This is a genomic window from Kitasatospora sp. NPDC088346, from assembly GCF_044740765.1.
GTDB lineage: Bacteria > Actinomycetota > Actinomycetes > Streptomycetales > Streptomycetaceae > Kitasatospora.
The window spans coordinates 1-2,807 of the sequence record NZ_JBIURH010000145.1 but is presented as its reverse complement, the minus strand read 5'-3'; the positions used below and the strand labels follow the sequence as shown (position 1 = coordinate 2,807).

The window sequence follows — 2,807 nt, the reverse complement described above, 5'->3', positions numbered from 1 at the left end:
ACCTGGCACCTCACCCCCGCCAGCGCATAACCAGAAGGGGCCGCCCGGCCCGCAGCCAGACAGCCCCTCAGCAAGATCTTCACGAGCCTTCTAGCAGGCGAGGCTGACTCTGCCCACGTTATCCAAGGAGCCGCCAGAGACCGGCGATCAGCGGCCGACACCATCGACGGGCAACACCGTGAACGACATGCCCGGACCGGGATTGCGGCCGGGACGAGACGGAACCAGACTTCTTAGGTAAGCCTTACCTTTAATCCAGCCTGCCCTGACTCTCGCGCTTCTCGGAGCCCACCATGTCCGGTCCGCAGATCGCCCTGCTCGGCGCCATCGCCGGCCTCACCGTCTTCCTCGGCCTTCCGATCGGACGCCTGCAGAGCCCCGCTGCGCGGCTGAGGACCGCGCTGAACGCGGTCGCCATCGGCATCCTGCTCTTCCTGCTCTTCCTGCTCTGGGACATCCTGACGGCCGCCTGGGAACCGACCGATGCCGCACTCAGCGACCACCACTGGGCCGGCGCCGCCACCGGCGGCCTGGTGCTCACGTCGGGCCTGGCCGTCGGCCTGATGGGCCTGGTCTACTACGACCGATGGATCGCCCGCCGTCAGGCATCGCGGGTCTCGTTGTCGCAGGGGCCTGGCGCTTCGGCCGTGACCGAACAACTGGCTCCCCGGGCCCGCTCCAGGGCCGCTGGCCTTGCCCTGATGATCGCCATCGGCATCGGCCTGCACAACCTCGCGGAAGGCCTGGCCATCGGCAACTCCGCTGCGCAGGGCGAACTCTCGCTCGCCATCCTGTTGATCATCAGTTTCGGCCTGCACAATGCCACCGAGGGCTTCGGCATCGTCGCCCCGCTGGCCGCAGCAAGCGAGCGACCCTCCTGGGGCAGCCTCGCGCTGCTCGGCCTCATCGGCGGCGGCCCCACCTTCGTGGGCACTCTGATCGGCCAGCAGGTGGTCAACGACACCGTGAGCATCGCGTTCCTGGGCCTGGCCGCCGGCTCCATCCTCTACGTGATCATCGAGCTCCTCGCGGTGGCACGTCGCGGCGGGATGAAGGTACTGACCACCTGGATGATCCTGCTACTGGGCTTCGCCACCGACGCCGTCGTCACCGCCGCCGGAGTGTGAGGCCTGGCCGCAGCCAGGCCGCGTCGCGAATCATCCGCTTGGTCGCGGTATACGGCGGGCCGACCAGGTGCGCCCGGCCCTCCGCGGTCGGGGCCACTCGGCCCTGCCGGTGGCGGTACCGGTACCCGTACGGTGCCCATGGGGGCAAGATACGACTCCGCTTGGAGGAGCGATGATCGGCCCTGGAGAGTCCCGTCCCGTCGTCGTCGGTGTGGACGTGCGGGACAGCGTGCGGCCGGCCCTGGACTGGGCCGCCGACGAAGCCGAGCGCCGTGAAGCACCCCTGCGGCTGGTCCACGCGGTGCCGCCGGGCCACCACGGGCCGCGCGGAACCGACGGCTCCAAACAGCGGAAGGCCGGGCAGCGACTCCTCGACGAGGCCGCCGCCTCCGTCTCCGGTCGGCATCCCGGCCTCCACATCGCCACCGTCCTGGAGGAGGGCGCGCCCGCCCAGGCGCTGTACCGCGAATCGCACAACGCGTGCCTGGTCGTCCTCGGCTCGCGGCGGCTCAGCCGCCTGGAAGAGCTCCTCAGCGCGAACTCGGTGGCCGTACCGGTCAGCGCCCACGCCGCCTGCCCGGTGGTCGTGGTACTGGAACCCGGAAACAGCACCGAGCAGCCGCCGCACCTCGTCGTCGGAGTCGACGGCAGCCCGGCCTCCCACGCCGCCGTCGAGCACGCCTTCGGGACCGCCGCAGCGCGTGACACGCACCTGCGGGCGCTGTGGGTATGGCAGCCGTCGCTCCTGGAGTCCACCGACGAAGTCAACGCGCTCCAGAAATGCCGCCGCCTGCTATCCGAGGCGGTAGCCGAGCAGACAGCGAACCACCCCAGCGTCACCATCACCCGCCAGGTGGTACGCGGACATCCCGTCGAGGAGCTGGCCAAGGCCTCCGAGAACGCACTGGCCGTCGTCGTCGGACGGCGCGGCCGAGGCGGGTTCACCGGAATGCGGCTCGGCTCCGTCCCCCACGGCCTGCTGCACCGCGCCCACTGCCCGGTCGTCACCGTACCCGCACCCGCACCCGAGTGAGCCACGCTGCCGGCCGGTCCGGGAGACGTCCTGCCCCGGCAGGTCACCGTCAAGGTACGTCCCGGATGACAGCCGCCGCTCCGCGTGGAGACTGGAGTGGGGGCCGACCCGCAGGAGGACTCGCGTGGTGACGTTCCGGGACTTCCTGGCAAGATTCCGCCCGACCGGAGCGCCGGGTGCGAGTGCGACCGGCGTCCCTGCGGACCGCGCGGCGGAGCTGACCGCCGAACTGGGGCCGTCCCTGGCCGAACTGACGCAGGCCCAGGAGGAGGCCGACGGGCGCACCCGCCCTGCGGTGGACCGAGTGCGTCTTGGACCTCCTGGCCCGGGCCGGCGTCCACGGCCCGGCGAGCCCGACCGCCCTGCCGCGATCGTCGCCTGTCTGATCGGCGCCCTGGAACTCGACACGACGCCGACTGCCGGCCGATCCACCGCCCTGGCAGCCCTCCCCCACGACACCTTCCCCCGTCTCGCTCACGCCGTGGCCGACAGCGGCCGGGGCGACGCCGACCGCTCCTTCCGCACCGGCGTCTACGCCCTGCTCGACGGCCTCTGAAGTTCCCCCACTGAGCTGGACAGCCTGATACTGGGACGGTTGAGTCCCGGAGGAAGCAGTCCAGGTAGTGAGTGGCAAGAGCAACATGAGC

At 71.0% G+C, this 2,807-nt stretch carries 3 protein-coding genes; all 3 read left to right on the top strand.

Features of this window, described 5'->3' with window-relative positions:
* Window positions 1-293: 293 nt before the first annotated feature.
* Window positions 294-1,127, top strand: a complete 834-nt coding sequence (locus ACIOFR_RS42015; RefSeq protein WP_401006080.1) for a ZIP family metal transporter — start codon at window positions 294-296, stop codon at window positions 1,125-1,127.
* A gap of 172 nt (window positions 1,128-1,299) precedes the next feature.
* Window positions 1,300-2,160, top strand: coding sequence for a universal stress protein (locus tag ACIOFR_RS42010; RefSeq protein WP_401006078.1), 861 nt, complete (start codon window positions 1,300-1,302; stop codon window positions 2,158-2,160).
* A 124-nt stretch (window positions 2,161-2,284) separates the two neighbouring features.
* Window positions 2,285-2,716, top strand: coding sequence for a hypothetical protein (locus ACIOFR_RS42005; protein ID WP_401006076.1), 432 nt, complete (start codon window positions 2,285-2,287; stop codon window positions 2,714-2,716).
* The last annotated feature ends 91 nt before the right edge of the window (window positions 2,717-2,807 follow it).